Annotated in this window: 16 protein-coding genes; 9 read left to right on the top strand and 7 right to left on the bottom strand. The window is 70.2% G+C overall.

What is annotated here, in order from left to right:
* Positions 1-47: 47 nt before the first annotated feature.
* The 3 genes from ectB to JIX55_RS12620 form a co-directional block, all read right to left on the bottom strand.
* Positions 48-1319, bottom strand: a complete 1272-nt coding sequence (gene ectB / locus JIX55_RS12630) for a diaminobutyrate--2-oxoglutarate transaminase (protein WP_257563396.1) — start codon at positions 1317-1319, stop codon at positions 48-50.
* 64 nt (positions 1320-1383) lie between these two features.
* Entirely contained in the window at positions 1384-1914 is a 531-nt protein-coding gene (gene ectA, locus JIX55_RS12625; protein WP_257563395.1) for a diaminobutyrate acetyltransferase, read from the bottom strand.
* Between the two features lie 343 nt (positions 1915-2257).
* Positions 2258-3358: a pyridoxal-phosphate-dependent aminotransferase family protein gene (locus tag JIX55_RS12620; RefSeq protein ID WP_257563394.1), complete on the bottom strand. Its 1101-nt coding sequence runs from the start codon at positions 3356-3358 to the stop codon at positions 2258-2260.
* Between the two features lie 249 nt (positions 3359-3607).
* Here JIX55_RS12620 and JIX55_RS12615 point away from each other — a divergent pair, with 249 nt between their 5' ends.
* Genes JIX55_RS12615 through JIX55_RS12600 form a run of 4 tightly spaced genes read left to right on the top strand, consistent with a single transcriptional unit; the run spans position 3608 to position 7227 of the window.
* A complete protein-coding gene (locus JIX55_RS12615) occupies positions 3608-4471 on the top strand; it encodes a transporter substrate-binding domain-containing protein (protein ID WP_257563393.1) in 864 nt (287 codons plus the stop codon).
* Positions 4468-5307, top strand: a complete 840-nt coding sequence (locus JIX55_RS12610; RefSeq protein WP_257563392.1) for an amino acid ABC transporter permease — start codon at positions 4468-4470, stop codon at positions 5305-5307. Before JIX55_RS12615 ends, JIX55_RS12610 begins: the two co-directional genes overlap by 4 nt.
* Complete coding sequence (locus JIX55_RS12605) at positions 5304-6125, top strand: amino acid ABC transporter ATP-binding protein (protein ID WP_257563391.1); 822 nt, start codon at positions 5304-5306, stop codon at positions 6123-6125. The genes JIX55_RS12610 and JIX55_RS12605 overlap by 4 nt, the downstream gene beginning before the upstream one ends.
* A 10-nt stretch (positions 6126-6135) precedes the next feature.
* Entirely contained in the window at positions 6136-7227 is a 1092-nt protein-coding gene (locus JIX55_RS12600) for an amidohydrolase family protein (RefSeq protein WP_257563390.1), read from the top strand.
* Between the two features lie 19 nt (positions 7228-7246).
* Here the strand turns inward: JIX55_RS12600 and JIX55_RS12595 are convergent, their stop codons facing one another.
* Both JIX55_RS12595 and JIX55_RS12590 read right to left on the bottom strand, forming a co-directional pair.
* A complete protein-coding gene (locus tag JIX55_RS12595) occupies positions 7247-7648 on the bottom strand; it encodes a hypothetical protein (protein WP_257563389.1) in 402 nt (133 codons plus the stop codon).
* A 73-nt stretch (positions 7649-7721) separates the two neighbouring features.
* Positions 7722-14708, bottom strand: coding sequence for a golvesin C-terminal-like domain-containing protein (locus JIX55_RS12590; protein ID WP_257563388.1), 6987 nt, complete (start codon positions 14706-14708; stop codon positions 7722-7724).
* A gap of 434 nt (positions 14709-15142) precedes the next feature.
* Here JIX55_RS12590 and JIX55_RS12585 point away from each other — a divergent pair, with 434 nt between their 5' ends.
* From JIX55_RS12585 to JIX55_RS12565, 5 genes are all read left to right on the top strand, one after another.
* Complete coding sequence (locus tag JIX55_RS12585; protein ID WP_257563387.1) at positions 15143-15997, top strand: ABC transporter permease; 855 nt, start codon at positions 15143-15145, stop codon at positions 15995-15997.
* On the top strand, positions 15994-16926 hold the full coding sequence (locus JIX55_RS12580; protein ID WP_443046409.1) for a carbohydrate ABC transporter permease: 933 nt from the start codon (positions 15994-15996) through the stop codon (positions 16924-16926). Before JIX55_RS12585 ends, JIX55_RS12580 begins: the two co-directional genes overlap by 4 nt.
* A gap of 27 nt (positions 16927-16953) precedes the next feature.
* Positions 16954-18603 carry an extracellular solute-binding protein gene (locus JIX55_RS12575; RefSeq protein ID WP_257563386.1) on the top strand — a complete coding sequence of 550 codons (1650 nt, stop codon included), beginning with the start codon at positions 16954-16956 and terminating at the stop codon, positions 18601-18603.
* 200 nt (positions 18604-18803) lie between these two features.
* Positions 18804-19883 carry a LacI family DNA-binding transcriptional regulator gene (locus JIX55_RS12570; protein ID WP_257563385.1) on the top strand — a complete coding sequence of 360 codons (1080 nt, stop codon included), beginning with the start codon at positions 18804-18806 and terminating at the stop codon, positions 19881-19883.
* Positions 19884-20034: 151 nt separating this feature from the next.
* Positions 20035-21963 (top strand): DUF2264 domain-containing protein, encoded by a 1929-nt coding sequence (locus JIX55_RS12565; RefSeq protein ID WP_257563384.1) that lies wholly within the window; start codon positions 20035-20037, stop codon positions 21961-21963.
* A gap of 10 nt (positions 21964-21973) precedes the next feature.
* Here JIX55_RS12565 and cobC read toward each other — a convergent pair whose 3' ends face one another.
* Both cobC and JIX55_RS12555 read right to left on the bottom strand, forming a co-directional pair.
* Positions 21974-23050, bottom strand: a complete 1077-nt coding sequence (gene cobC / locus JIX55_RS12560; protein WP_257563383.1) for an Rv2231c family pyridoxal phosphate-dependent protein CobC — start codon at positions 23048-23050, stop codon at positions 21974-21976.
* Entirely contained in the window at positions 23040-23969 is a 930-nt protein-coding gene (locus tag JIX55_RS12555) for a sirohydrochlorin chelatase (RefSeq protein WP_257563382.1), read from the bottom strand. Before JIX55_RS12555 ends, cobC begins: the two co-directional genes overlap by 11 nt.
* Between the last annotated feature and the right edge of the window lie 72 nt (positions 23970-24041).

The following is a 24041-nucleotide window of genomic DNA, read 5'->3' as shown; positions in this document are numbered from 1 at the left end:
TGTTGCGATGCCTCCTCGATAGGTGTTTCAGGTGATCTGCGGGAGCCTCAGACGGTCTCCCGCACGGCCCGGGCGAGGACGCGCAGACCCTCGTCCAGCTCCTCCGGGGTGATGGTGAGGGCGGGCAGCAGCTTGACGACCTCGCTCTCCGGGCCGGACGTCTCGATCAGCAGCCCGAGTTCGAAGGCCCGCTGGGCCACCCGCCCCGCGCGCGCCTTCTCGTGGAACTCGATGCCCCACACCAGGCCGCGCCCGCGGTACTCCTTCACCTCGGCGAGGTTCTCCTCGGTGATCGAGATCAGCGCCTGCTCGACCTGCTCACCGCGCTTGCGGGTCTGCTTCTCCATGACGGAGCCGTCCGCCCAGTACGTCTCCAGGGCGGCCGTGGCCGTCACGAACGCCGGGTTGTTGCCGCGGAACGTGCCGTTGTGCTCGCCCGGCTCCCAGATGTCCAGCTCCGGCCTGAACAGGCACAGCGACATCGGCAGGCCGTAGCCGCTGATGGACTTGGAGACGGTGACGATGTCGGGCGTGATGCCCGCCTCCTCGAACGAGAAGAAGGCACCGGTCCGGCCGCAGCCCATCTGGATGTCGTCGACGATGAGCAGCATGTCCTGCCGCTCGCACAGCTCGGCGAGCGCGCGCAGCCACTCCGGGCGGGCGACGTTGATGCCGCCCTCGCCCTGCACGGTCTCCACGATCACCGCGGCGGGCTTGTTCAGCCCGGAGCCCTGGTCCTCCAGGAGCCGCTCGAACCACAGGAAGTCCTCGACCGTGCCGTCGAAGTAGTTGTCGAACGGCATGGGCGTGCCGTGCACCAGCGGGATCCCGGCGCCGGCCCGCTTGAAGGCGTTGCCGGTGACGGCGAGCGAGCCGAGCGACATGCCGTGGAAGGCGTTGGTGAACGACACGATGGCCTCGCGCCCCTTCACCTTCCTGGCCAGTTTCAGCGCCGACTCCACCGCGTTGGTGCCGGTCGGCCCCGGGAACATGACCTTGTACGGAAGGTCGCGCGGGCGCAGCACCAGGTTCTGGAAGGACTCCAGGAACGCCCGCTTCGCCGTTGTCGACATGTCGAGCCCGTGGGTGACGCCGTCCCGCTCCAGATAGTCGATCAGAGCGCGTTTGAGCACGGGGTTGTTGTGGCCGTAGTTGAGTGAACCGGCGCCCGCGAAGAAGTCCAGGTACGTGTGGCCGTCCTCGTCGAACATCCGGCTGCCCTGCGCGCGGTCGAAGACGGTGGGCCAGCCGCGGCAGTAGCTGCGCACCTCGGACTCCAGGGTCTCGAAGACGCTCAGATCGGGCTGGGTGATGGTCACGTCGAATCGCTCCTCGATACGTGGGGGGAGGGAGGGGAGGGGGAGTGTGTGGGGCGAGGGGGGCTCAGGGGGACAGCGGGCCGATGCGGTGCAGCACCTCGGGCTGGTGCGGGCCGTCCGGGAAGTCACCCGCCTCGAACAGGACCGTGCGTTCGACGCTCGCGCCATGACGTTCGGCGTACGCGGCGAACAGGCGCTCGGACGCGACGTTGCCCGGCGTGATGGTGGTCTCGACGGTGGTCAGGGGATGCCGTCGCGCGACCCGCGCGGTGAGCCCGTCCAGCAGCGCGGCCGCGAGCCCGAGCCCCCGGTGTGCCTCGTCGACGGCCACCTGCCACACGAGCAGGGTGTCCGGCCGCTCCGGCCGCACGTACCCGGTCACGAACCCGACCGGCATCCCGGTCTCGTTCCGCGCCACCGCCGAGGTGTCCGCGAAGTCCCGGCACCACAGCAGATAGCTGTACGAGGAGTTCAGGTCCAGGGCTCCGGAGTCCCCGGCGATACGCCACAGCGCCGCGCCGTCCGCCACGTCCGGGCGATCGATCCGAATCCCTTCCACGATTTCCGTCAGTGGTTCTGCTGGTGTGGCAGTCATGGGGCTTGAATTTACCGAGGGGAATTTCGAATTGCATCGCCGAACGGGGTTACGTCTGCGCCGTCCACGTGTTATCACGCGGGCGTGAGTGGCCCATGGCGACGTGGCCGTTCTGTTGCTATTTGCCCGTAAATTACCGAACAAAAGGGGCGCGATGTGGAGTCGGTCACACGTACGTAACCCTCACGAGATCTGCTCGAATTCAGCCCCGCGGCGTTCGCGAAATCTTTGCGTTTAAGGGAGGGGAGAGCGGGCAGAAGAATACGGGCTCCTGCCCTCGGAATTCCACTGAATTTCTTCCGCCGGAAAAGCGGCCCGCAATTCCCTCGGTGACGCGCCGCTGCTACGCCCAGGCCTCCGCCGCCGCCCGGCGGGCCCCCTCCAGGTCGACCCCCACTCCGAACTCCGCCAGCGCCGCCCCCAGTCCCGCGAGGCTGGAGTGCACGACCCCCGGGGTCGCGTCGGGACCGTAGTGGTTCACGCGGACCATCTCCGCGGCGAGGGCGCCGCCGCCCGCGGCCAGCGGCAGGGCGGGGTCCGCGGCGAGCGCCTTGGCGACCAGCTCCGACGCGTCGACCCCGGCGGGCACCCGCAGGGTCGTGGCGACCGGCGCCGCGTCGGCCGCCTCGTGGACGTACGGCTCCAGGCCCCCGCCCAGGGCGAGCACGCCCGCGCGGGTCGCCGCGGCGACCCGCGCGTGGCGGGACATGACCGCCTCCAGACCCTCCGCCTCGATGCGCTCCAGGCAGGCCTCCAGCGCGAGCATCTCCAACTGGGCGGGCGCGTGGAGAAGGGCGCGGCGGCCGCCGTCGATCCAGCGCTCCTTCCAGTCAAGGAGCGAGAGGTACGACCGCCGGGGCGCCCGCGGGTTGGCCGCCATCCGCGCCCACGCCCGCTCGCTCACGGAGATCGCCGACACCCCGGCCGGCCCGCCCATCGCCTTCTGTGCCCCGATGACGCACAGGTCGACACCCCACGCGTCGGGCAGCACCGGCTCGGCGCCGACGGAGGCGACCGCGTCCAGGTAGAAGAGCGCCCCGTGCTCGCGGACGACCTCGCCGATCTCCGCCACGGGGTTGGTGTTGCCGGTCGCCGCCTCCGCGTGGACCAGCGACACGAAGTCGATCGCCGGGTGCTCGGCGAAGGTGTCCCGGATCTGCGCTGCCGTGACCGCCGTGTGGAAGGGGACGGCCAGGTCGATCACGGTCGCGCCGCAGTCCCGCAGCCAGTTCCCGAAGGTCTGCCCGTACGGGCCGGTGATCACGTTCAGCGCGGTCGTACCGGGCCCGGCGGCCCCGCGTATCGCCCCCTCCAGAGGGAGCAGCGCCTCACCCTGCGTGATCACGACGTCCTGCTCCGTGGAGAGCAGCCGGCCCACCCGGTCCTCGATCGACGCGAAGTGCGCCGCGCTCAACGGGGCCAGATCCAGAAACGGGTGCGTCACGGGGTGCTCTCCTCGCTCACGGGGTAGATGGTGTCGAGGGTAGGCCGAGGCGGATCGACGTGAGTCGCGCCCGATCGGCACACCCGGGCACCCCGCTCGGCCGACGACCCTCGCACTCCCCGCCCGCCCCCACCGATGACTTCTGAGGCCAAGCGGCCCAGTGACCATCGGAATGGTTTGAGACAGTCAAGCATCTCCTTATAATCGGATGTCTGTGTTCTCTGTAGTTCCCCCACAGGAGGTCTCCCCGTGAACTCGGTCCCCGGACGCCGGACCCGCATCCTGGCCGCCACCACCGCGACGGCCGGGCTGCTGCTCGTGGCCGGCTGTTCCTCGGACGGCGACGGCGCCAGCGGAGGCACCAAGACCGCGGCCGGCGGGGTGGAGCTGGTGAAGGCCGGCCAGCTCACGACCTGCACCCACCTCCCGTACCCGCCTTTCCAGTCGGAGATCGACGGCAAGGTGCAGGGCCTCGACGTGTCGCTGATCGACCTCGTCGCCCAGGACCTGGGCGTGAAGCAGGAGATCCTGGACACGCCGTTCGAGAACTTCAAGACGGGTGCCTTCCTGAACTCCGGCGAGTGCGACCTCGCCGCGGCAGGTATGACGATCACCGACGAGCGCAAGAAGAACGTCGACTTCTCCGACCCGTACTTCGAGGCCACCCAGGCCGTCCTCGCCGCCAAGAAGGCCGACATCGGCTCCTTCGCGGACCTCAAGGGCGACGGGGACTTCAAGGTCGGCACCCAGGCGCAGACCACCGGCGAGGACTACGCCAAGAGCCAGGGCCTCGACCCGGTCTCCTTCGAGTCCTCCGACGCCGTGCTCAACGGCCTGCGCGCCGGCCAGGTCGACGCCGTCGTCATCGACTACCCGGTCGTCCAGGGCTGGCTGAAGGACGCGGTGCTCGCCGACGCCTTCGAGGTCGCCGAGCAGGTCAACACCGGTGAGGAGTACGGCTTCACGGTCAAGAAGGGCAACACCAAGCTCCTCGCCGCCGTCAACAAGGCGCTCGCCGACGCCAAGTCCGACGGCACGTACAAGAAGCTGTACGAGCAGTGGATCGGCCCGTACGACGAGAGCGCCGCCACCGCCTCCCCGTCCGCGTCATGAGCGTGACCGACACGGACACACCGCTCCAGCCGAAGAGGAAGGGCCTGAGCCGGACCCAGAAGCGCGCCCTCTCCCGGGGCGCGCAGTACGCGGTGTTCGTCGCCGCCGTCATCGCCTTCGCCGTGTCCGCCGACTGGGACCGGCTCCAGAACCAGTTCGCCCAGTGGGACATCGCCGAGCGGATGTTCCCCGACGTCATCACGCTGGCGCTGAAGAACACCGTGCTGTACACGCTGTCCGGCTTCGCGTTCGGACTCGTCCTCGGCATGGTCATCGCGCTGATGCGGCTGTCGTCGGTGGGTCCGTACCGCTGGTTCGCCGGTGTGTACATCGAGATCTTCCGGGGCCTGCCCGCCCTGCTGATCTTCATCTTCGTCGGTGTCGCCGTGCCGCTCGCCTTCCCCGGCACGGAGATCCCCGGCGGTACGTACGGCAAGGTGGCCCTCGCGCTGGGCCTGGTGGCGGCGGCGTACATGGCGGAGACGATCCGCGCGGGCATCCAGGCCGTCCCCAAGGGGCAGATGGAAGCGGCCCGTTCCCTGGGCTTCTCACCCGCGCGCGCGATGATCTCGATCGTCATCCCGCAGGCGTTCCGGATCATCCTCCCGCCGCTCACCAACGAGCTGGTCCTGCTCTTCAAGGACTCCTCACTCGTCCTGTTCCTCGGCGTCACGCTGGAGGAGCGCGAACTGTCCAAGTACGGCCGCGACCTGGCCAGCACCACCTTCAACTCCACGCCGATCCTGGTCGCCGGCCTGTGCTATCTGCTGGTGACCATCCCGCTCGGCTTCGTCGTGCGGCGCATGGAGGCGAAGGCCCAGGAGGCCGTGAAATGAGCGAGAAGCTTCCTTCGGCGCGCACCGAGATCGACGTACGCGGACTGTACAAGTCGTTCGGCGACAACGAGGTGCTGAAGGGCATCGACCTGGAGATCCGGCAGGGCGAGGTGGTGTGCGTCATCGGCCCGTCGGGCTCCGGCAAGTCGACCCTCCTGCGCTGTGTGAACCTCCTGGAGGAGCCGACGAAGGGCCAGGTCTTCGTGGGCGGCACCGAGCTGACGGACCCCGACGTCGACATCGACGCCGTACGCCGCCGGATCGGCATGGTCTTCCAGCAGTTCAACCTCTTCCCGCACCTCACGGTGACCGAGAACCTCACACTGCCGCAGCGCCGGGTCCTGCGGCGGAACAAGGCGCGGGCGGCCGAGGTCGCCGCCGAGAACCTGGAACGCGTGGGCCTGTCGGAGAAGGCGGACGCCTACCCCGCCTCCCTCTCCGGCGGCCAGCAGCAGCGCGTGGCGATCGCCCGCTCGCTGTCGATGGGGCCCGAGGTCATGCTCTTCGACGAGCCGACGTCGGCCCTGGACCCGGAACTGGTGGGCGACGTCCTCGCGGTCATGCGCATGCTGGCGAACGAAGGCATGACCATGATGGTGGTGACCCACGAGATGACCTTCGCCCGCGAGGTCGCCGACCGCGTCGTCTTCATGGACGGCGGCGTGATCGTCGAGGACGGCCCTCCTGCCCAGGTCATCGGCAGCCCCCGGCACGACCGCACCCGCCACTTCCTCTCCCGCCTCCTCGACCCGGCGATGGCGGAGGTGGAGGAGGAGACGTCGGACCAGGTGGGTAAGGCCGACCAGCCGGGTGGCTAGGGTGCGGTACATGAGCGATGAGCCGGTGCTGCACGTGAAGGGCCGGGTCCTGGTCGGACCCGAGGACGTCCGGGACGAGCTGTGGGTCGTGGACGGCCGTATCTCCTACGACCGCCCCTCCACCGCCCGCGACGTCCGCACGGTGGAGGGCTGGGCCCTGCCCGGCCTCGTCGACGCCCACTGCCACGTCGGCCTGGGCGCGCACGGCCCGGTCGACGCCGACGAGGCGGAGAAGCAGGCGCTGACGGACCGCGACGCGGGCACGCTCCTGATCCGCGACGCGGGCTCCCCCTCCGACACCCGCTGGATCGACGACCGCGACGACCTCCCGAAGATCATCCGCGCCGGCCGGCACATCGCCCGCACCCGCCGCTACATCCGGAACTTCGCCCATGAGATCGAGCCGGAGGAGTTGGTCGCGTACGTCGCCCAGGAGGCCCGCCGCGGTGACGGCTGGGTGAAGCTGGTGGGGGACTGGATCGACCGCGGCGTCGGCGACCTGACTGCCTGCTGGCCCCGGGAGGCTGTGGAAGCGGCGATCACGGAGGCGCACCTCCTGGGCGCCCGCGTGACGGCCCACTGCTTCGCCGAGTCGTCCCTCCGTGACCTCGTCGAGGCGGGTATCGACTGCGTCGAGCACGCGACGGGCCTGACGGAGGACCTCATCCCGCTGTTCGCCTCGCGGGGCGTCGCCATCGTCCCCACGCTCGTCAACATCGCCACCTTCCCGTCCATGGCGGCCGGCGGCGAGGCCAAGTTCCCCCGCTGGTCCGCGCACATGCGCCGCCTCCACGAAGGCCGCTACGACACCGTCCGCAACGCCTACGACGCCGGAATCCCCGTCTACGTCGGCACCGACGCCGGCGGCTCCCTGGCCCACGGCCTGGTCGCCGCCGAGGTCGCGGAACTGGTCACCGCCGGCATCCCGCCCGTGGAGGCCCTGTCGGCGACCACCTGGGGCGCCCGGAAGTGGCTCGGCCGCCCCGGCCTGGACGAGGGCGCGGCCGCGGACCTGGTGGTGTACGAACGGGACCCCCGCACGGACGTAGGCGTGCTGGGGGCTCCGTCGAGGGTGGTGCTGAACGGGCGGGTCGTGGGGTGAGGCGAGGGCGGCTTTCGCTTCACCACTCACGCCATCTGTCGGTGATCGCGTAGCGACTCACCTGTTGCCGGGCCGCCAGCTCGCCGACATCGATCCCGTGCTCCGTCAGAGCTTCGTCGATGAACAGGCAGATCTGCTCCCGCTCGTCGGTGTCGATGCTGCCGCCCGTCTCCTCCTGATTCACTCTGTTCAAGGCCAGGACAACTCGCTCGACTGCGGCGAGGACTTGTGCATCCGAAGTCGGCGCCAGTTCTCGCACATCGGATTCGAAATTCGTCAGGGCGGCGTCGACGGCATTCAGGAAGGATTCGGAGTAGACGCCCAGGAAGGACGCGCTTTCGGGATCCATCGTGCCGGCAGAGACCGCGTGAGTCTCCTTCTCTGTTTCGGTTCGCCAATACTGAGAAGGCTTTACAGGCATGGCGAAATCCTACTGTGAGCGCCATCCGTGAGGAAACCCCTGATCACTCACGGATGGCGCTCTACGGGTAGGGCTACGGGCCGGGGGCGTTTATGCGGTTCAGGAGTGTTCCCCCGCCGATACCGCCGTAGTAGTCGATCAGGCCTTGCTCGTGCTGGTAAATCAGCCTCTCGGTGGCGTTCGGGATCTCGATCCAGTCGAGCTCTCGAACATCGGAAGACTTGTACCCGGCGCTCTTCACCGCGTGCTTGTCGTCACTGAACGCCCGATGGATCCTGCGGTGAATGGTGTTCGTCTTGGTGGCAGATCCCACGTACACCATTCCGTCGTTCATCTTGATGATGTAGACACCCTGCGTTTCGGGGACGTCCAGTCGTCCACTGGGCGACTGGGATCCGAATGTCCGGCACCCGCTGTTGTGAACGAGTACGGGCGTCTCGCCCGCGAGCACGTAGTACGTGTGCAGGCCCTCGACGGTCAGGTTGTGGACCGTCGCCCGAGCCGTCCGTTCTGTGACAGCCGTGATCCGGATCCACGTACCGCTGCCTGTGCTCAGCCACTGGTCGGGCTTCAGATCCTCGGCGTCCACCCAGCGCGCAAGGTCGGGTATCCAGAACGGGTGGCCGTCGGTGGCCGTGAGCGTGGAGGTCTTGCCGCCCGCCCGGCCGTCGGTGTCGACCGTGATCGTGACCAGGTGCTTGGTGCCGTCGCCCTCGATCGTGCGGGTGACGGTGCGGGTCTGGGCGTCGTCCGTCTCCACGTCGGACGCGGCGACCTTGTCGCCGATTCCGATGTCCTCGATGGCCTTCGTCGTGCCGTCGGCCATCAGGACCTGCGTACCCGGGACGAAGCTGTTCCCCACTTTGCAGGCCGCGCCGCTGGCCGGCGGCGCCTCCGGGACCTTCGGCGGGGCCGGGGCCGGAGCCGGGGCGGGCGCCGGGTTGGCGGGGGCCGCCGGTGCCGCGTCTGCGGGAGCTGGGTCCTTGGGCGTCGTGGGGGCATCAGGAGTGGCGCCTGCCGGGGGTGTGCCGGTGTCCGCTGCTCGGCCCGTGTCCGTCGCCGCGTTCGTCGCCCGCTTCGCGTCCCCCGCCGTGTCGATCGCGTCCAACGCCTTGTCGCCGTACCGCGCCGCCTTCGCCGCCGTCGCCCCGTACCCCGCGAACGGGATCGCCGAGGCGCAGGACAGGGCGGCGTCGACGTACTCGCCCTCGGCCGCGTACCAGCCGCAGTTGGCGAGGTCCGCGACCTCGCCCACGACCGGGATGAGGCCCACCACGTCCAGTGCGGCGTGGCCGATGTCCGACCACGACAGGCCGAACAGGTGGCCGTCGATCTCGATGAAGGAGATCGGGTTGCCGCCTGCGAAGGCGTAGCGGTTGCCGGTGAAGGGGTCGGTGGTCAGGCCCATGTCGGCCAGGGCGCCGCCGTACATGTCCCGGGTCAGGAAGCGGTTCAGGCCCGGGTCGTAGGTGCGGAAGCCCATGTCGTACGTGCCGGATGTCGTGTCGTAGCGCTTCGCGTTGAAGCGGTACGAGTTGTAGGGCTCCGCGGCCTCGCCGCCCGCCCCCGGCTTGTCCGCGCCCGTGAACTGGGCCGTGTCGTTCTTGCCGTACGCCGTGTAGCCGTACGTCGTCTTCGTGTTGCCGTCGGAGTCCGTCAGTGCCTCCACGTCGCCGTGCGGGTGGTAGAGGTACTGGGTCGTCTCCGGGTCCTTGTCCTCCTCGTCCTTGATCTGAGTGAGCTTCTGGCCCCACGAGGCGTACTGGAACGACGTGACGCCCTCGTCGGTCACCTCCTCCTTCAGGGAGTTCGAGGTGATGCCCAGGTACGTGAAGAGCGTCGTCTTCGCGTCGTCCCCGCCGACCGTCTCCTTCACTGTGCGGTCGAAGGCGTCGTACGTCATACGGGTCGTCCGGGCCGCGTCCCCGGTGCCCGCCCTGATGGACTCCGGACGGTCGAAGCCGTCGTAGCGGTACTTCTGGATCGTCTCGCCGCCGAAGGAGACCGTGTCGAGGCGGCCCAGCGGGTCGTAGTTGTACGTGGACGAGGCGCCGTCCGCCGTCGATGTCAGGAGGCGGTTGCGGTCGTAGCGGTGGGTGGTGGTCGTGTCGTCCACCGTCTGCCAGACCACGTTGCCGGCGGAGTCGTGCCGGTACTCCTCCGTCTTCTCGTCGTCGCCGGTCTTCGCGACCTTCGCGATGCGGTCCTGCGGGTCGTAGGTGTACGCGTACGTGTTGTCGATCGTGGAGCCGTGGTCGTCCGCGTCCATCAGCTTCAGGACGTCCTCGACCTTGTGGCCGTTGGCGTTGTACTTCAGGGCGTGTTCGGCGACGAGCGTGTCGTCGGACTGTCGCTCCGTGGTCTTCTTCGCCGCGCCGTCGAGGTAGTAGTCGACGGTCAGGACGTTGCCGTTCGGCTTGGTCTGTTCGGCCAGTTCACCTCGGGCGGTGTACTTCAGTGAGGTGATCTGCTGGTCACCGGCTGTCGGTGAGGCGGCGTTGGTGATGCGCTCGACCCGGTCCAGCGGGTCGTAGTCCAGCTTGCTCCAGGTCAGGTCGTGGGTCGTCGTCAGCGTGTTGCCGTTGGCGTCGTACGTCAGGGCCGTCGTGTTGCGGACGCTGTCCCCGTCGTGCTCCTTCACCTCGCTGAGCTGGTTGAGTTCGTCGTAGGCCAGGGTGTAGCGGTCGGTCTCGACCCCGGGGCTGTTGTCGACGATCTCGATCTGGTTGCCGTTGGCGTCGTAGCGGTAGGAGAAGTCCTTCTTCTCGTTGTCGGTGTCGCCCTCGTAGTCGCGGACCAGCCGGACCGCGTCCGCGACCACCGTGCCGGTCGCCTTGTCGGTGAGGGTGATGGCCTGGCCGGTGTCCTCGGTGAAGGCGTACTTGCCCAACGACCGCCATTCACCGGGGAGTTCGGTCTGGTCGAGGGTCTTGGTCTCCGTGCCGTCCTTGTGCTTGATCTCGTAGCTGGCGTCCTTCGCCGCCCCGTCGACCTTCGGGTACTGGACGTAGACCGTGTAGTCCCCGGACTGGGGGATGGTCAGCTGCCAGACGAAGCGGTCCTCGCCCGAACCGGCCGCGTGGGTCTGCGCGTCGTAGCCGTACGAGCCCTCGGGGGCGACCGCCGCCCACGTGCCCTGCTGCGCCGTGTTGTTGACGTCGCTGTTGTCGACCAGGGCGACCTGGAGGCCCACCGGGACTCCGTCGTCCGAGCGGGACTTCAGCGCGCCGCTCGGGTAGAAGGCGGAGTCGAGGGTGCGGGAGACCGAACCGCCCGCGCTGGTCAGGGTGTTCTGGATCTGCTGGCCCAGGTCGTTGTACTTGTAGGTGTTCTTGATGTCGAAGGCGTCCGTGGACGTCTTGATCCAGCCGGTGTCGAAGTAGGTGTACTCCGTCTCGTTGCGGACGCTCTGGCCCTCGGACGGCGGGGCGCTGACCTTCTTCACCCGGCTCAGCGCGTCGTACTCGTACGTCGTCCGGTCCGGCGTGTTGTAGCGGTCGTCGTCCGGGTCGTAGGGGCTCAGGGTCTCCTTGACGCGGTTCAGCTCGTCGTAGACGGTCTCGGCGGCGAAGTCCTTGTCGTCGTCGCCGGTCTCCATGCCCCGTGGGGTGATGACGCGGGTCTGGTTGCCGACCTCGTCGTACTCGAAGCGCGTCTTGCGGATGACGCCGTCGTCGTGGGGGACCTGTGCCTCGACCAGGGCGCCGCGGGGGTCCAGGACCAGCTCCGTGCGGTTGCCGTCGGCGTCCGTGGTGGCGACGGTCAGACCGTCCCAGTCGTAGGTGCTGGTCGTCGACTTGCCGGCCGCGTCGGCGGTCTCAAGGAGCCGGTGGTCGAGGTCGTAGCGGAACCTGCTGGTGTAGTCGTCGGGGTCCTCGGTCTGGTTCTTGCGGGCGTCGACGACCTTCACCAGGTCGCCGACGTCGTTGTAGACGGCGCTCGCCCGGTTGCCCGCGGCGTTGACCGCCTCGATCGGCTGGTAGACCTCGTCGTACCTGGTCGTCGAGGTGAAGTCCCCGGGCGTCTCGGTCAGGTTGCCCTTCGGCTCCGTCGAGGTGAGCTGGTTGCCGACCTTGTCGTAGGTGAAGGTCGAGACCCGCTCCGGGGAGCCCTCCTCGTCGCCCGGCTGGACGGACTTCAGCAGCTGGTCCGCGGCGTCGAACTCGCTGGTGCTCGACACCTCGTTGGGGGCGGTGAAGACGAGGGTGTTGTCGTTGGTGTCGTACTCGGGCGCGGGCGTGACGATGAACTCGCCGGCCTTCTGGTCCTTCGGCCTGCGGTTCTCCAGCGGACGCGCGAACACGTCGTACGTCTGCGTGGTCGTCGCCCCGTCGGCCTCCTGGACCTCGGTGACGTTGCCGCGCACGTCGTACGTCGTCACCGTACGGTTGCCGAGTGCGTCGACGATCACCCGCGGATAGCCGGAGGGGTCGTAGTCCTCGAACTTCGTGGTGTGCTCGCCCGCGTCGGTGGCGGAGGTGAGCCGGCCCCGCGCGTCATAGGCGTTGACGGAGGTGTGGTCGCCCTCGGGCTCGCTCTGCACGCCCTTGGGGTCGGTGACCGAGATCATGTTGCCGCGCGCGTCGTAGCCGAACTGCCAGGTGCGGCCTTCCGGGGAGACGCGGCGCACCAGGTCGGCGATGTAGCCGTTCTCGCCGGTCGCGTAGGTGAGTGTGGCGGCGGGCCGGTCGTTCTTGACGCTCTCGGCGTCCCTCGACTCCAGTGGGTAGCCCGTCCTGGGGTCGTACTTCCAGGTGCGGGCGGCGCCGTTGTTCTCCTCCAGACGCGTGACGTTGTTGTCCGCGTCCCAACCCAGTCTCGTGGTCCGCTTCTTGGCGTCGGTGAGTTTCACCGGGCGGCCGTAGCCGTCCATCTGCTGCGTGGAGGGGTTGCCCTCGGCATCGGTGACGACGGTCCGGGTCCCCTTGCCGTCATGGCCGTCGGGGTCCTCGTAGCGGTACTTGGTCAGGCCGCCGACCCGGTCCGTGACGGTCTTGGTGTAGCCCAGATAGTGCAGCTGGTCCTTGTCGTCGTGCGGGCCGACGTAGTCCACCTCGGAGGCGTGTCCGCGCGGGTCGGTGACCTTGACGAGCTTCAGGCCGGGGTGGTCGAACTCCTTGCCGTAGTCGAACTTGAAGACCTTGCGGAGCTTCTCGGCGGCGTTCGCACCGTCCGTCAGCCGGGCCAGCAGGCCCTTCTCGGTGAACGTGAAGTCGATCCGCCGCCCCGAGACATCGGTGACGGAGCGGACCTTGTCGATGATGAACGGGTTGAGGAGATGCTTGCCCTCACGGACCTCGCCGTCCTTGTCGACGTACGAGTACGCCTCGCCCTTCTCCCAGTAGTCGACGGTGAGCGTGCGCCGGCCCTCGGCGTCGGTGACGTACTTCAGCAGCTTCGACGGGTGCCCGAGCAGCCGCTCCTCGTACGTGAACTCCATCCGGTTGCCGTTCTTGGCCACCTGGGCGCTCGGATAGCCCTGGCAGTCGAAGAGGAACCGCGTGCGGTCCGGACGCAGGAACTCCCAGGCCTCCCGCTGGTGGGGATGGAGCAGACAGTCCTTCTCCAGTTGCCTGACGCGGAAGTGGACCCCGGCGGGGGAGTCCCACTCGCCCTTCTTGTTCTTGCCGAAGACATGGCTGGTGCCGTCGCCGTCGGTCAGCGTGATCTGCTTGGGCAGCAGCGCGGACGGATGGAAGTCCAGCGGCGTGCCGAGCCGGACCGGCGAGGAGGCCTGCAGCGACCAGCCGAGACCGGCCGGAGTGCTGGACGCGTCCTGCGAGTTGTAGGCCAGCCGCAGGAAGGTCGAGAAGCCCAGCGACGGGTTCGAGAAGGAGTTGTACGACCACACGGCGTTGCCGGCGTGAAGATTGCTCATCAGCGCCGAACCCGCACCGGTGTTCTTCCCGGCGTACGAGTGGAAGTCCTCAAGACCGAGCTGGTCGGAGGTCGGGTACTCGGCGGTGACCTCGTGCTTCGACGGCGGCACCCCGTCCGTCTCGGACAGCCAGTCGCCGGTGGCCTTCTCCCGCAGGTCCCACTCCAGGCCGAAGGTCAGCCGCTTGTCGAGCGGGTCGACCAGGACCGGCGCCTTCAACTCCGCGTCGAACGTGACGGTTTCGCCGGGCGCCACGTCCTTCGGCAGCCCGGTCGCGTCCTTGTTGAGGAGGTTGGTGACGTCCTTGCCGTCCAGCGTCCAGCGGTAGGACAGGACGCGCTCGCCCTTCTTCCACACGGAGTCGGTGGTGTTGGTGAGCGTCGCCTCGACGGTGGCCTTCTCGCCGGGGATCATCCGCGCGGGCGTGTACGGCAGGAAGTAGGTCTCGCCCTCGGGGGCGGCGAGCAGCTTCTCGCCCTCGATCACCTTGCCGACGGCGGGCAGTTCGACCGTGCGCACCGGGCCGGCCAGCAGCTTGCCCTGCTGGGTGCGGACGACGATCCGGTAGTGGTGGGTGCGGGCCTCGCCGGTGCCGTCGGGCGCCGGGGGCGCGGTGCGGTCGGCGAAGGCGCGGGTGCGGCGGTCGACGGGGGCGACAAGGGTCTCGTCGGTGGGGGTGAAGTCCTTCTTCGTGGAGCGGTGGACCTCGTACTCCCGCAGGCCCTTGCCCCGGTACGCGCTCCAGGTGAGGTCGGCGCCGGTGGTGTGCGTGGTGCGGGGGGCCGCGATACGGACGCCGTCGGCGTCGCCCGTGATGCCCCGGTGGGTGAGGGAGGCGGAGCCCCGGGAGCGGTCGAGGCCGATGCGGGGCGGCTTGTACTCGTCGCCCCGATCGGCCTCGTCGTCGTTCTCGTCGTCGCCGAAGAGGCGCTCCAGGAAACCCGGTTCGTCCTTGTCCCGGGCGAGTTCGCTGGCGGGTCTCCAGCCCTCGCGGGGATCGCTGGTGTCGGGTTCCACCGCGGCCGCGGGTCTCGCCTCGCTGGTCCTGGCGGGGGTGGCGGGCGCGGTGCCGATGATCAGGGCCGTCGCCACGGCGCCGACCATGGCGGCACGGAGGCGGAAACGGCGGAGACGGACGCGGCGGAGGCGGATACGGACGCGGGTGTGGTCTAAGGCTGCCATGAAGGGCTCCTTGTTCCCCCGTGGGCACAGGGATCGCACAGGAATCGCCGGGCCCATCTGTGTACCAACGCCCCCCGAAGGCGTGTCAATGAACATGTCAAATGGAAGGGCGAGTTTCGGACTGCGAACGATGCGGAGAAGTCCTGTACGGATACGTGAGGCGGTGTGAAGCCGCAGGGGCGGGACGGCCGGAACGGGTCCCGGCGCCAACACCCCTTGTGTGTCAGGACTGTTGACCGAACGATGAAAACGTTTTAACTTCCCCTCACTCCGACTACGAGATGTGAGGGGGACCCGTGGGCGTGGTGCTACGGGAACGCGCAGGTACCGAGGGAGTTGAACCGGCACATCGTCGAGCGGACGGCGCGCCACCCCGACGAAAAGGTTTTCAGAGCCGGACGCGAAACCGGAGTTCCCTGGCACTCCTGCTGCTCATGCTCCCCGGCCTGGCCTACTTCCTGCTGTTCCACTACGGCGCGCTGGCCGGCAACCTCATCGCGTTCAAGGAGTACGTGCCGTTCGACGGCATCTGGGCCAGCCCCTGGGTCGGCACCGGCAACTTCCGGCGGATGTTCGAGGACGGGGCGTTCTGGGCGGCCGTCCTCAACACCGTCTGGATCGCCGTCCTCCAGATCGTCTTCTACTTCCCGGTGCCGCTCGCGCTCGCCCTGCTGCTGCACAGCCTCACCAGGAGCAGCGTCCGCCGCTTCGTGCAGTCGGTGGCGTATCTGCCGCACTTCATCTCATGGGTGATCGTCGTCGCCCTGTTCCAGCAGCTGCTCGGCGACACCGGACTGCTCAACTCCTCGCTGGACGGCATGGGGTTGAGCACCGTCGACATCATCGGCAACCCCGACGCCTTCCGGCCGCTCACCGTCGCCCAGGTCATCTGGAAGGACGCCGGCTGGGGCACGATCATCTTCCTCGCCGCCCTCGCCCAGGTCGACGAGCAGCAGTACGAGGCCGCCGCGATCGACGGGGCCGGCCCCTGGCGCCGCTTCTGGCATGTCACCCTGCCCGGCATCCGCCCGGTGATCGTGCTGCTGCTCATCATGCGGCTCGGCGACATCCTCTCCGTCGGCTTCGAGCAGATGCTGCTCCAGCGCGACGCGGTCGGCCCGGAGGCCGCCGAGATCATCGACACCTTCGTCTACTACCAGGGCATCGTCGGCGGCGACTACGGATTCGCCGCAGCCGCGGGCCTGTTCAAGGGCGTCATCGGCGCGCTTCTCGTCTACGCCGCCAACAAGGTCGCCCACCGCCTCGGCGAACAGGGGGTCTACAAGTGAGCGCCCACCCCGGGCCGGTCCGGCCCGCTCGACCCGTCCGGGAGACCCGGCACGTCCGCCCCGGCTGGCTGGAGAAGCCGAAGCCCCTCACCCAGGCGGCCAAGGCCGTCGCCCTCGTGGCCGTCGTGCTGCTGGTGTGCGTGCCGTTCCTGGTGATCGTGTCCACGTCCCTGGCCTCGACGGACGAGGTCGTGGCCAACGGCGGCTGGGTGCTGTGGCCGACCGAGCCGAGCCTGGACGCGTACCGCGACATCCTCGAGGGCGGCATCGTCACCCACGCCCTCGGCGTCAGCGCCGGAGTCACCCTCGTCGGCACCCTGCTCAGCCTCGCCTGCACGGTGACCCTCGCCTACGCGCTCTCCCGCCCCGGCGTCTTCGGCGGCAAGCCGGTGCTGCTGCTCATCCTGTTCACCTTCCTCTTCCCGCCCGGCATGATCCCGAGCTTCCTGCTGGTCAAGGAGCTCGGCCTGCTGGACAGTTACGCCTCGCTGGTCCTGCCCGTCCTCGTGAACGTCTTCAACCTCGTCGTCCTGCGCGGTTTCTTCCAGGGCATCCCCGAGGAGCTGTACGAGGCGGCGCGGCTCGACGGGGCGGGGGACTGGCGGGTGCTCTTCTCGGTCGTACTGCCGCTGTCCAAGGCCGCGCTCGCCGTCGTCGGACTCTTCTACGCGGTGGGGTACTGGAACTCCTGGTTCTACGCCTCGCTGTACCTGGAGAGCGACCACTGGCCCCTCCAGCAGGTCCTCCGCACCTATGTGGTGGCCGGTTCCGGGCTCACCGACGCGACGACCGGCGAGGCGACCGTCACCGCGCCGCAGACCGTGCAGATGGCGGTCCTGGTGATCGCCACCGTTCCGATCCTGCTCGTCTACCCGTTCCTGCAGAAGTACTTCACCAAGGGCGTGCTCACCGGCGCCATCAAGAGCTGACACAAGCCGACACGAGGTGATTCACCCATGCCCCGCATGTCCCGCCGTACCCTGCTCCGCTCCATGGCCGTCGGCGGCGCCGCAGCCGCCGCGCCCTCCCTGCTGACCGCCTGCTCCACCGGCTCGGGCGACAGCGACGTCTCCAGCGCGGGCAAGAAGCTCGCGCCCTGGCCGACGTACGCCGCCGCGAGCGGCCCGAAGCCGGACCTCGCGCCCACCGAGGCCGGCGTCCAGGCGGGCTACACCGCCTACCCGGCCGACCTGGCCAAGTCGGTCTCCCGCACACCGGGTGACGGCTCCACGGTCAAGGTCATGTCGGTGTCGTTCGGTACGCCGCCCAAGCCCGCCTCGGCCAACCGGTTCTGGGCGGCGGTCGAGAAGGCCCTCGGGGTCAAGATCGAGTACACGATCATCTCCCAGGCCGACTACCAGAAGAAGATGGCGACGGTGATGGCGGGCGACGCCGACACCCTGCCGGACATCATGAACATCTTCTCCGGCTTCGTCCTGCCCCGCGAGGGCGAGTTCGTACGGCGCCGGGCCGAGGACCTCACCCACTTCCTGTCCGGGGACGCGATCGCCGACTATCCGAACCTCGCGAACATCCCCACCCACGCCTGGCGCGACATGGGCCGTATCGGCGGCCTCATCTACGGCGTCCCGCTGGAGCGCCCGCTGCCGGGCTCCACGCTCTGGCTCAACGAGGGCATGTTCACCGACGCGGGCATGAAGGAGGGCTGGACCGCCGACGACTTCGCCGCCGTCGCCAAGCGGGCCACCTCGGGCCGCACCTACGCCCTCGGTGCCGCCGCCGGCTCCCTCTTCGGCAACGCCGTCCACGCGGCCGCGCACAACGCGCCCCTGGAGTGGGCCGTCACCAAGGCAGGCACCTTCGAGTCCGGGCTGGCCGACGAGCGCTACAAGGCGGCCATCGCCTTCCAGACGCGGCTGCGCAAGGACGGCTCGTACCACCCCGACGCCACGTCCGTCTCCCAGATCGACCTGACCACCCTCTACTACAACGGCACGGTCGGCTCCATGCAGGACGGCTTCGGCGCGTACCTCCCCAAGTACCGGGAGAGCAAAGGCAAGCTGACCCCGGCGGCGGCCCTCCCGTACAGCGTCGGCGGCGAGCCCGGCGGCATCGTGGCCGCCCGCCGCTCCTTCGGCTACACCGTGCTGAAGAAGGCGAAGAAGGAACGGATCGAACTGCTGCTGCGCATCCTCGACTACCTCGCCGCCCCCTTCGGCAGCGCGGAGTGGGAACTCGTCCACTACGGCGTCGAGGGCACCCACTTCACCCGTGGCGCGGACGGCTCCCCGCAGGTCACCAAGCTCGGCGAGGTCGAGAACAACACCAACCTGCCGCTGAAGTACCTCGCCGAGGGCCCGCAGGTGCTGTTCGTGCCGGGCATGCCGGACGCCGTACGGGCCCTGCACACCTGGCAGCGGAAGGTCGTGCCGCACGCCATCCGCAACGCCTCCTTCGGGCTCCAGTCCGCCACCAAGAACTCCCAGGGCACCACCCTCAAGGCCCTCGTCGACGACACGGTCACCGGCATCGTCGCCGGGCGCCTCCCGCTCTCCGAGTGGGACGCGACCGTGAAGAAGTGGCGCGAGCGCGGCGGCGACAGAATGGCCGAGGAGTTCGCGAAGGACTACGCGGCCAATACGTGAACAGCGGTCGGCGGAAACGGCGACGGGAGACGCGGGGGATGGGGAGCGACATGGCGCCCAAGGCGACGGGATCCAAGGCGACGGGATCCAAGGGGATGGGGCCAAAGGACTCGGTATCCAAGGCGACGGGGCCCAAGGGGACGGGATCGAAGCCCTCGGGATCCAAGGGGACGGAATCCACGCCCTCGGGATCCAAGGGGATGGCGTCCGAGGAGCCGGGCTCCAAGGGCCCGGCGGCCAAAGGGCGGGTCACGATCCGGGAGGTCGCCGAGCGGGCGGGGGTGTCGATGGCCACCGCGTCCCGCGCGCTCAGCGGCAACCATCCGGTGCCCGCCGCCACCCGGGCCCGCGTCCTGCGCGCCGCCCGCGAACTCGACTACGTCGCCAACGCGCACGCCCGCGCCCTGGTCGGCGGCGGCCGCAAGATGGCCGCCGTCGTCGTCCGCCAGGTCACCAGCCCCTTCTACGCCCAGGTCGCCGAGGGCGTGGAGGCGGAGGCCGCCGACCGGGGCTGGCTCTGTGTGGTCGGCGCCACGGGTGGTGACCCGCAGCGGGAGATGGACTTCGTACGGCTCATGCGGGAGGAGGGGGCGCGCCTGGTGATCCTCGTCGGCGGGGTCGTCGAGGACGACGCGTACCGCTCACGCGTGGCTCAGTACGCGCAGGCCCTGGACTCCTCCGGGGCCCGGCTGGTGCTGTGCGGGCGGCCGGCCCCGGATCCCGGGATCCCCGCGCTGGTCGTCGAGTTCGACAACGAGGCGGGGGCACGGGCGATCACCGGGCATCTGCTGTCGGCCGGGCACCGCCGGATCGTCTTCCTCGGCGGGCTGCCCGGGAACACCGCGCTCGACGCCCGCGTCGCGGGGTACCGGGCCGCGCTGGCGGAGCACGGGCTGCCGCCCGAGGCCGCGCACGTCGTCGACTGCGGGCTCGGTCGCCCCGCCGGGCTGCGTGCGATGACGGAACTGCTCAAGGAGACACGGGAGTTCACGGCCGTGTTCGCGGGGGACGACATGGTCGCCGCGGGGGCGCTCCGCGCGATCGCCGAGACGGGGCTGAGCGTTCCCGATGACATCTCGGTGGTCGGGTACAACGACATTCCGCTGGCCGAGGACTTCGATCCGCCGCTCACCACGGTACGGACGCCCGCGGAGGAGTTGGGGCGGGCGGCCGTGCGGATCGCTCTGCGCGACCCCGAGCACGCCGCGGGGAGCCACCACTTGCTGGGCACGCACATAGTCGTGCGCCGCAGTGTCGCTCCTCCGAGAGGGCCGTCGTGACAGTGCGGGTCGTCTGCGGCCGGTCGCGCCCACGCGGCGGAGCAGCGGTCGCGCCCACGCGGCGGAGCCGCATATGTCACAGCCCAGCGCCCCTGTCGGGGCGCGTCGCCCCTGCCCTCGACCACGACTCACCGGAGGATCCACCCCCCGTATGACCGCGCCGTATGTATCGCTCCCCGACGATCCGACCCATCTGCCGAACCTCTCCTCCCTGCCCCCGGCCGACCACTCCCTCTCGCCCCTCACCGGCTGGACCCGCGCCCACTGGGAGGCCGTCGCCGACCGGCTGCTCGACGGGCTGGTGCCGTACGCGTCACCGCGGCTGGCCCAGTACCGGCTGCCGGGGCGGGCCAGTCACTCCGGCCCCTTGTCCGACGGGCTGGAGGGGTTCGCCCGCTCCTTCCTGCTCGCCGCCTTCCGGATCGCGGGCTCGGACGGGCGGGTCGGCCCGGACCTGATCGAGCGCTACGCGGCCGGGCTCGCCGCCGGGACGGATCCGCGCGGCGGCGACGAGCGATGGCCGGCCATCACCGACCGCGCGCAGCCCATGGTGGAGGCCGCGTCGATCGCGATCGCGCTGCACGAGTCCCGGCCGTGGCTGTGGGACCGGCTCGACGACGGCGTACGCGGGCGGATCGTCGAGTGGCTGGGCGGGTTCGTCGGGGCGGACGTCAACGACTCCAACTGGCGGCTCTTCCAGGTGATCACCGAGGAGTTCCTCGCCTCGGTCGGCGCCCCGCACAGCCGGGCCGAGATCGACGCGGGGCTCGCCCGGCTGGAGGACTGGTACCGGGGCGGCGGCTGGTACACCGACGGCGACGGGCGGAAGTTCGACTACTACAACGGGTGGGCGCTGCACCTGTATCCGGTGCTGTGGGCGCGGATCGCGGGCCCACGGGCGGATGCGGGGCTGGTGGCCCGGCATCGTGGGCGGCTGCGCGAGTTCCTCGCCGTCCACCAGCACTTCTTCGGCGCCGACGGGGCACCGCTGCACCAAGGCCGTTCGCTCACCTACCGTTTCGCGACCACCGCCCCGCTGTGGGCGGGTGCCCTCGCCGACGCCACGCCCCTGCCGCCCGGCCGTACCCGCCGGCTCGCCTCCGGTGCCCTGAGACACTTCGCGGAGCGCGGCGTGCCCGACGAGCGGGGCCTGCTCACGCTGGGCTGGTACCGGCCCTTCCTCCCCGTCACCCAGCGCTACTCGGGCCCCGCCTCCCCGTACTGGGCGAGCAAGGCCTTCCTCGGCCTGCTCCTCCCCGAGAGCCACCCCGTGTGGACCGCGCCGGAGGAGCCGGCGCCCGTCGACACGGCCGACACCACGCTGGCCCTGCCCGCTCCCGGCTGGCTGCTGCACTCCACCGCCGCCGACGGGCTCGTACGACTCGTCAACCACGGCAGCGACCGGTTACCGCCGCCGCCCGCCACGGCCGACGACAGCCCGCACTACGCCCGGCTCGCGTACTCCAGCGCCACCGCACCGGAGACCCCGGGCCCCGACAACCACCTCGCCCTGCTCGCACCCGACGGCACGCCCTCCCCGCGCGGCCGCATCCATCCGCTGGGCGTCGAGGGCCGCCGCGCCGCGTCCCACTACGGCGGCGGCATCGAGACGACCAGCGTGGTGCACGGCCCGTGGGAGATCCGGGTGCACCGCGTCGACGCCTCGCCCGACACGGCCGTACGGGAGGGGGGCTGGGCCGTGGCCGACGATGCCGCGCCGCCGGTGCGGGCGTCGGGACCGGGCTGGGCGCTGGCCCGCCGCGCGGACGGTCTGACGAGCGCGATCGTGGGCCTGTACGGCTGGGGCGACGGGCCCGGAACCGTGGCGCGAGCCGTCGGCACGAACGCGTACGGGCACCACTCGGCGACGCCCGTACTGGAAGGGCCCGGCGGGAGCGGGCCGGTCCTGGTCACGCTCGTCATGCTCAGCGGCGACCCGCACACCCCGCACACCGGGGCGAGCGCGACCCTCGACTCCGACGGGCAGGTGGACATCCGCTTCCCGGACGGCACCCGGGAACAGGTGCGCCGGGACGAACTGCCTTATGCCACAAGCTCCCTGACGCGCCCTGAGGAGTAGCTCCCGCCGCTCAGCGGTCCGCCAGCGTCATCGCGCGGTCCAGTGCCTGGAGGAAGGTGTTGACCGTCGTCCGGTCGCGGACCGCCAGGCGCAGCCACTCCTCGTCCAGCCCCGGGAAGGTGTCACCGCGGCGGACGGCGAAGCCGAGGTTGCGCAGATGGCGTCGTACGGCCGCCGCGCGGGGCAGGCGGACCAGGACGAACGGGCCCTCGGCGGGCTCGGCCACCACCAGGCCGTCGGGGCCGAACTCCTTGAGCCCGGCGACCAGATGGGCACGGTCGGCGGCGATCCGGCCCGCCGCGGCGGACGCCTCCGCCAGGGCCCGGTCCGACATACACGCTTCGGCCGCCGCGAGGGCGGGCGTGGACACCGGCCACAGGGGCTGGGCGCGCTCCAACTCGGCTGCCGTCTCCGGCGCGGCGAGAACGTAGCCGATCCGCAGGCCGGCCAGCCCCCACGTCTTGGTGAGGCTGCGCAGCACGACGAGGCCGGGCACGTCCGTCCGGCCGGCCAGTGCCTCGCGCTCACCCGGCACCGCGTCCATGAACGCCTCGTCGACCACCAACGTCCGCCCCGGCCTGGCCAGTCGGGCGATGGACGCCGCCGGGTGCAGTACCGACGTCGGGTTGGTCGGGTTGCCGATGACGACCAGGTCCGCGTCCTCCGGCACGGCCGCCGGATCCAGGCGGAAGCCGTCCGACTCCCGCAGCAGCACCCGGTCCACGGAGTGCCCGGCGTCCCGCAGCGCGGCCTCCGGTTCCGTGAACTGTGGATGCACGACCACTGCTTGACGGACCTTCAGGGCGCGAGCGAGCAGCACGAAGGCCTCGGCGGCGCCCGCTGTGAGCAGCACCCGGTCCGTCGGCAGCCCGTGCCGGGCCGCTACCGCCGCCCGGGCGACGCGTCCGTCCGGGTAGGCGGCCAGCCCGGTCAGCGAGTCGGCGATCCGCTCCCGCAGCCAGGCGGGCGGTGTGTCGGCCCGGACGTTCACGGCGAGATCGGTGAGTCTCGCCCCGTCGTCCCGGACCTCTGCATCGCCGTGATGCCGCAGGTCGTGGCCGCTCGCGGTGTCCGGTTCAGTGTGCATGGGAGTGCGTGTGTCCCCCGTGGTGATGGTGGTGGCCGTGGTGCCCGTCGTCGTCCGGGTGGAAGTGCGGCTGCTGTGGCAGCCCCACCTTGTCCTCGAAGCCGGGCAGGGCGACGCGGTAGACGCAGGAGTCGCAGTTCATGCGCAGATCGCCCGCCAGCGCCTCCCGGTACCGCTCCATGACCAGTTCGAGCAACTCGGGTTCCGGTCCGATGACATCGGCCGACCGTACCTCGATCTCCGGATGCGCGGCAGCCCAGCCCTCGGTCTGGTCCCGCACCCGGTCCGGCAGGATGCCGGTGAACAGGAAGTACGGCAGCACGACGATCCGCCCGGCGCCCAGCTTCACACACCGGTCGAGGCCGCTCGGCACGTCCGGTGCCGCCAGCGACACGAACGCCGTCTCCACACCCGCGTACCCGCGCCCCTCCCACAGCAGCCGGGCCGCCTTGTGCACCTCGGCGTTGGCGTCGGGGTCGGTGGACCCGCGCCCGACGAGCAGCACGGTCACATCGGCCCGGTCGCCCGGCGTACGGCCGTCCCCGCCGAGCGCCTCGTCCAGCCGCCGCTCCAGCACACGCAGCAGCGCCGGGTGCGGACCCAGCGGACGGCCGTAGGTGTACGAGAGTCCCGGGTGCCGCTCCTTCTCGCGGGCCAGCGCCGCCGGGATGTCCCCCTTGGCGTGCCCGGCGGACACCAACATCAGCGGGACGGCGGCGAACCGCCGCACCCCCCGCTCCACCAGCTCGGTCACGGCCTCGCCCAGCGGCGGCGGCGACAGCTCGATGAAACCGCCCGCGACGGGCAGCTCGGGGTGGCGGCGCCCCAGCTCCCGGACGAAGTCGCGGAACGCCTCGGCCCCGGCATCGTCCCGGGTGCCATGACCGGCGATGAGCAGGGCGGGCGGCGGGGTGGTCACGATTTCTCCTCGGAGTATGGAACAAAGGGGTGCGGCAGAACGTCGGGAAGCGCGGCGGCGGCCACCGCCGGC

The organism is Streptomyces sp. DSM 40750, from assembly GCF_024612035.1.
Taxonomy (GTDB): Bacteria; Actinomycetota; Actinomycetes; order Streptomycetales; family Streptomycetaceae; genus Streptomyces.
Note: the sequence above shows the minus strand (reverse complement) of the source record. Positions and strands in the feature narration are given on the sequence as shown.

Coding starts and splice junctions, on each gene's coding strand:
- ectA (WP_257563395.1), bottom strand. CDS start 1,914: ATGACTGCCACACCAGCAGAACCACTGACGGAAATCGTGGAAGGGATT.
- JIX55_RS12610 (WP_257563392.1), top strand. CDS start 4,468: ATGAGCGTGACCGACACGGACACACCGCTCCAGCCGAAGAGGAAGGGC.
- JIX55_RS12605 (WP_257563391.1), top strand. CDS start 5,304: ATGAGCGAGAAGCTTCCTTCGGCGCGCACCGAGATCGACGTACGCGGA.
- JIX55_RS12600 (WP_257563390.1), top strand. CDS start 6,136: ATGAGCGATGAGCCGGTGCTGCACGTGAAGGGCCGGGTCCTGGTCGGA.
- JIX55_RS12595 (WP_257563389.1), bottom strand. CDS start 7,648: ATGCCTGTAAAGCCTTCTCAGTATTGGCGAACCGAAACAGAGAAGGAG.
- JIX55_RS12590 (WP_257563388.1), bottom strand. CDS start 14,708: ATGGCAGCCTTAGACCACACCCGCGTCCGTATCCGCCTCCGCCGCGTC.
- JIX55_RS12585 (WP_257563387.1), top strand. CDS start 15,143: ATGCTCCCCGGCCTGGCCTACTTCCTGCTGTTCCACTACGGCGCGCTG.
- JIX55_RS12575 (WP_257563386.1), top strand. CDS start 16,954: ATGCCCCGCATGTCCCGCCGTACCCTGCTCCGCTCCATGGCCGTCGGC.
- JIX55_RS12570 (WP_257563385.1), top strand. CDS start 18,804: ATGGCGTCCGAGGAGCCGGGCTCCAAGGGCCCGGCGGCCAAAGGGCGG.
- JIX55_RS12565 (WP_257563384.1), top strand. CDS start 20,035: ATGACCGCGCCGTATGTATCGCTCCCCGACGATCCGACCCATCTGCCG.
- cobC (WP_257563383.1), bottom strand. CDS start 23,050: ATGCACACTGAACCGGACACCGCGAGCGGCCACGACCTGCGGCATCAC.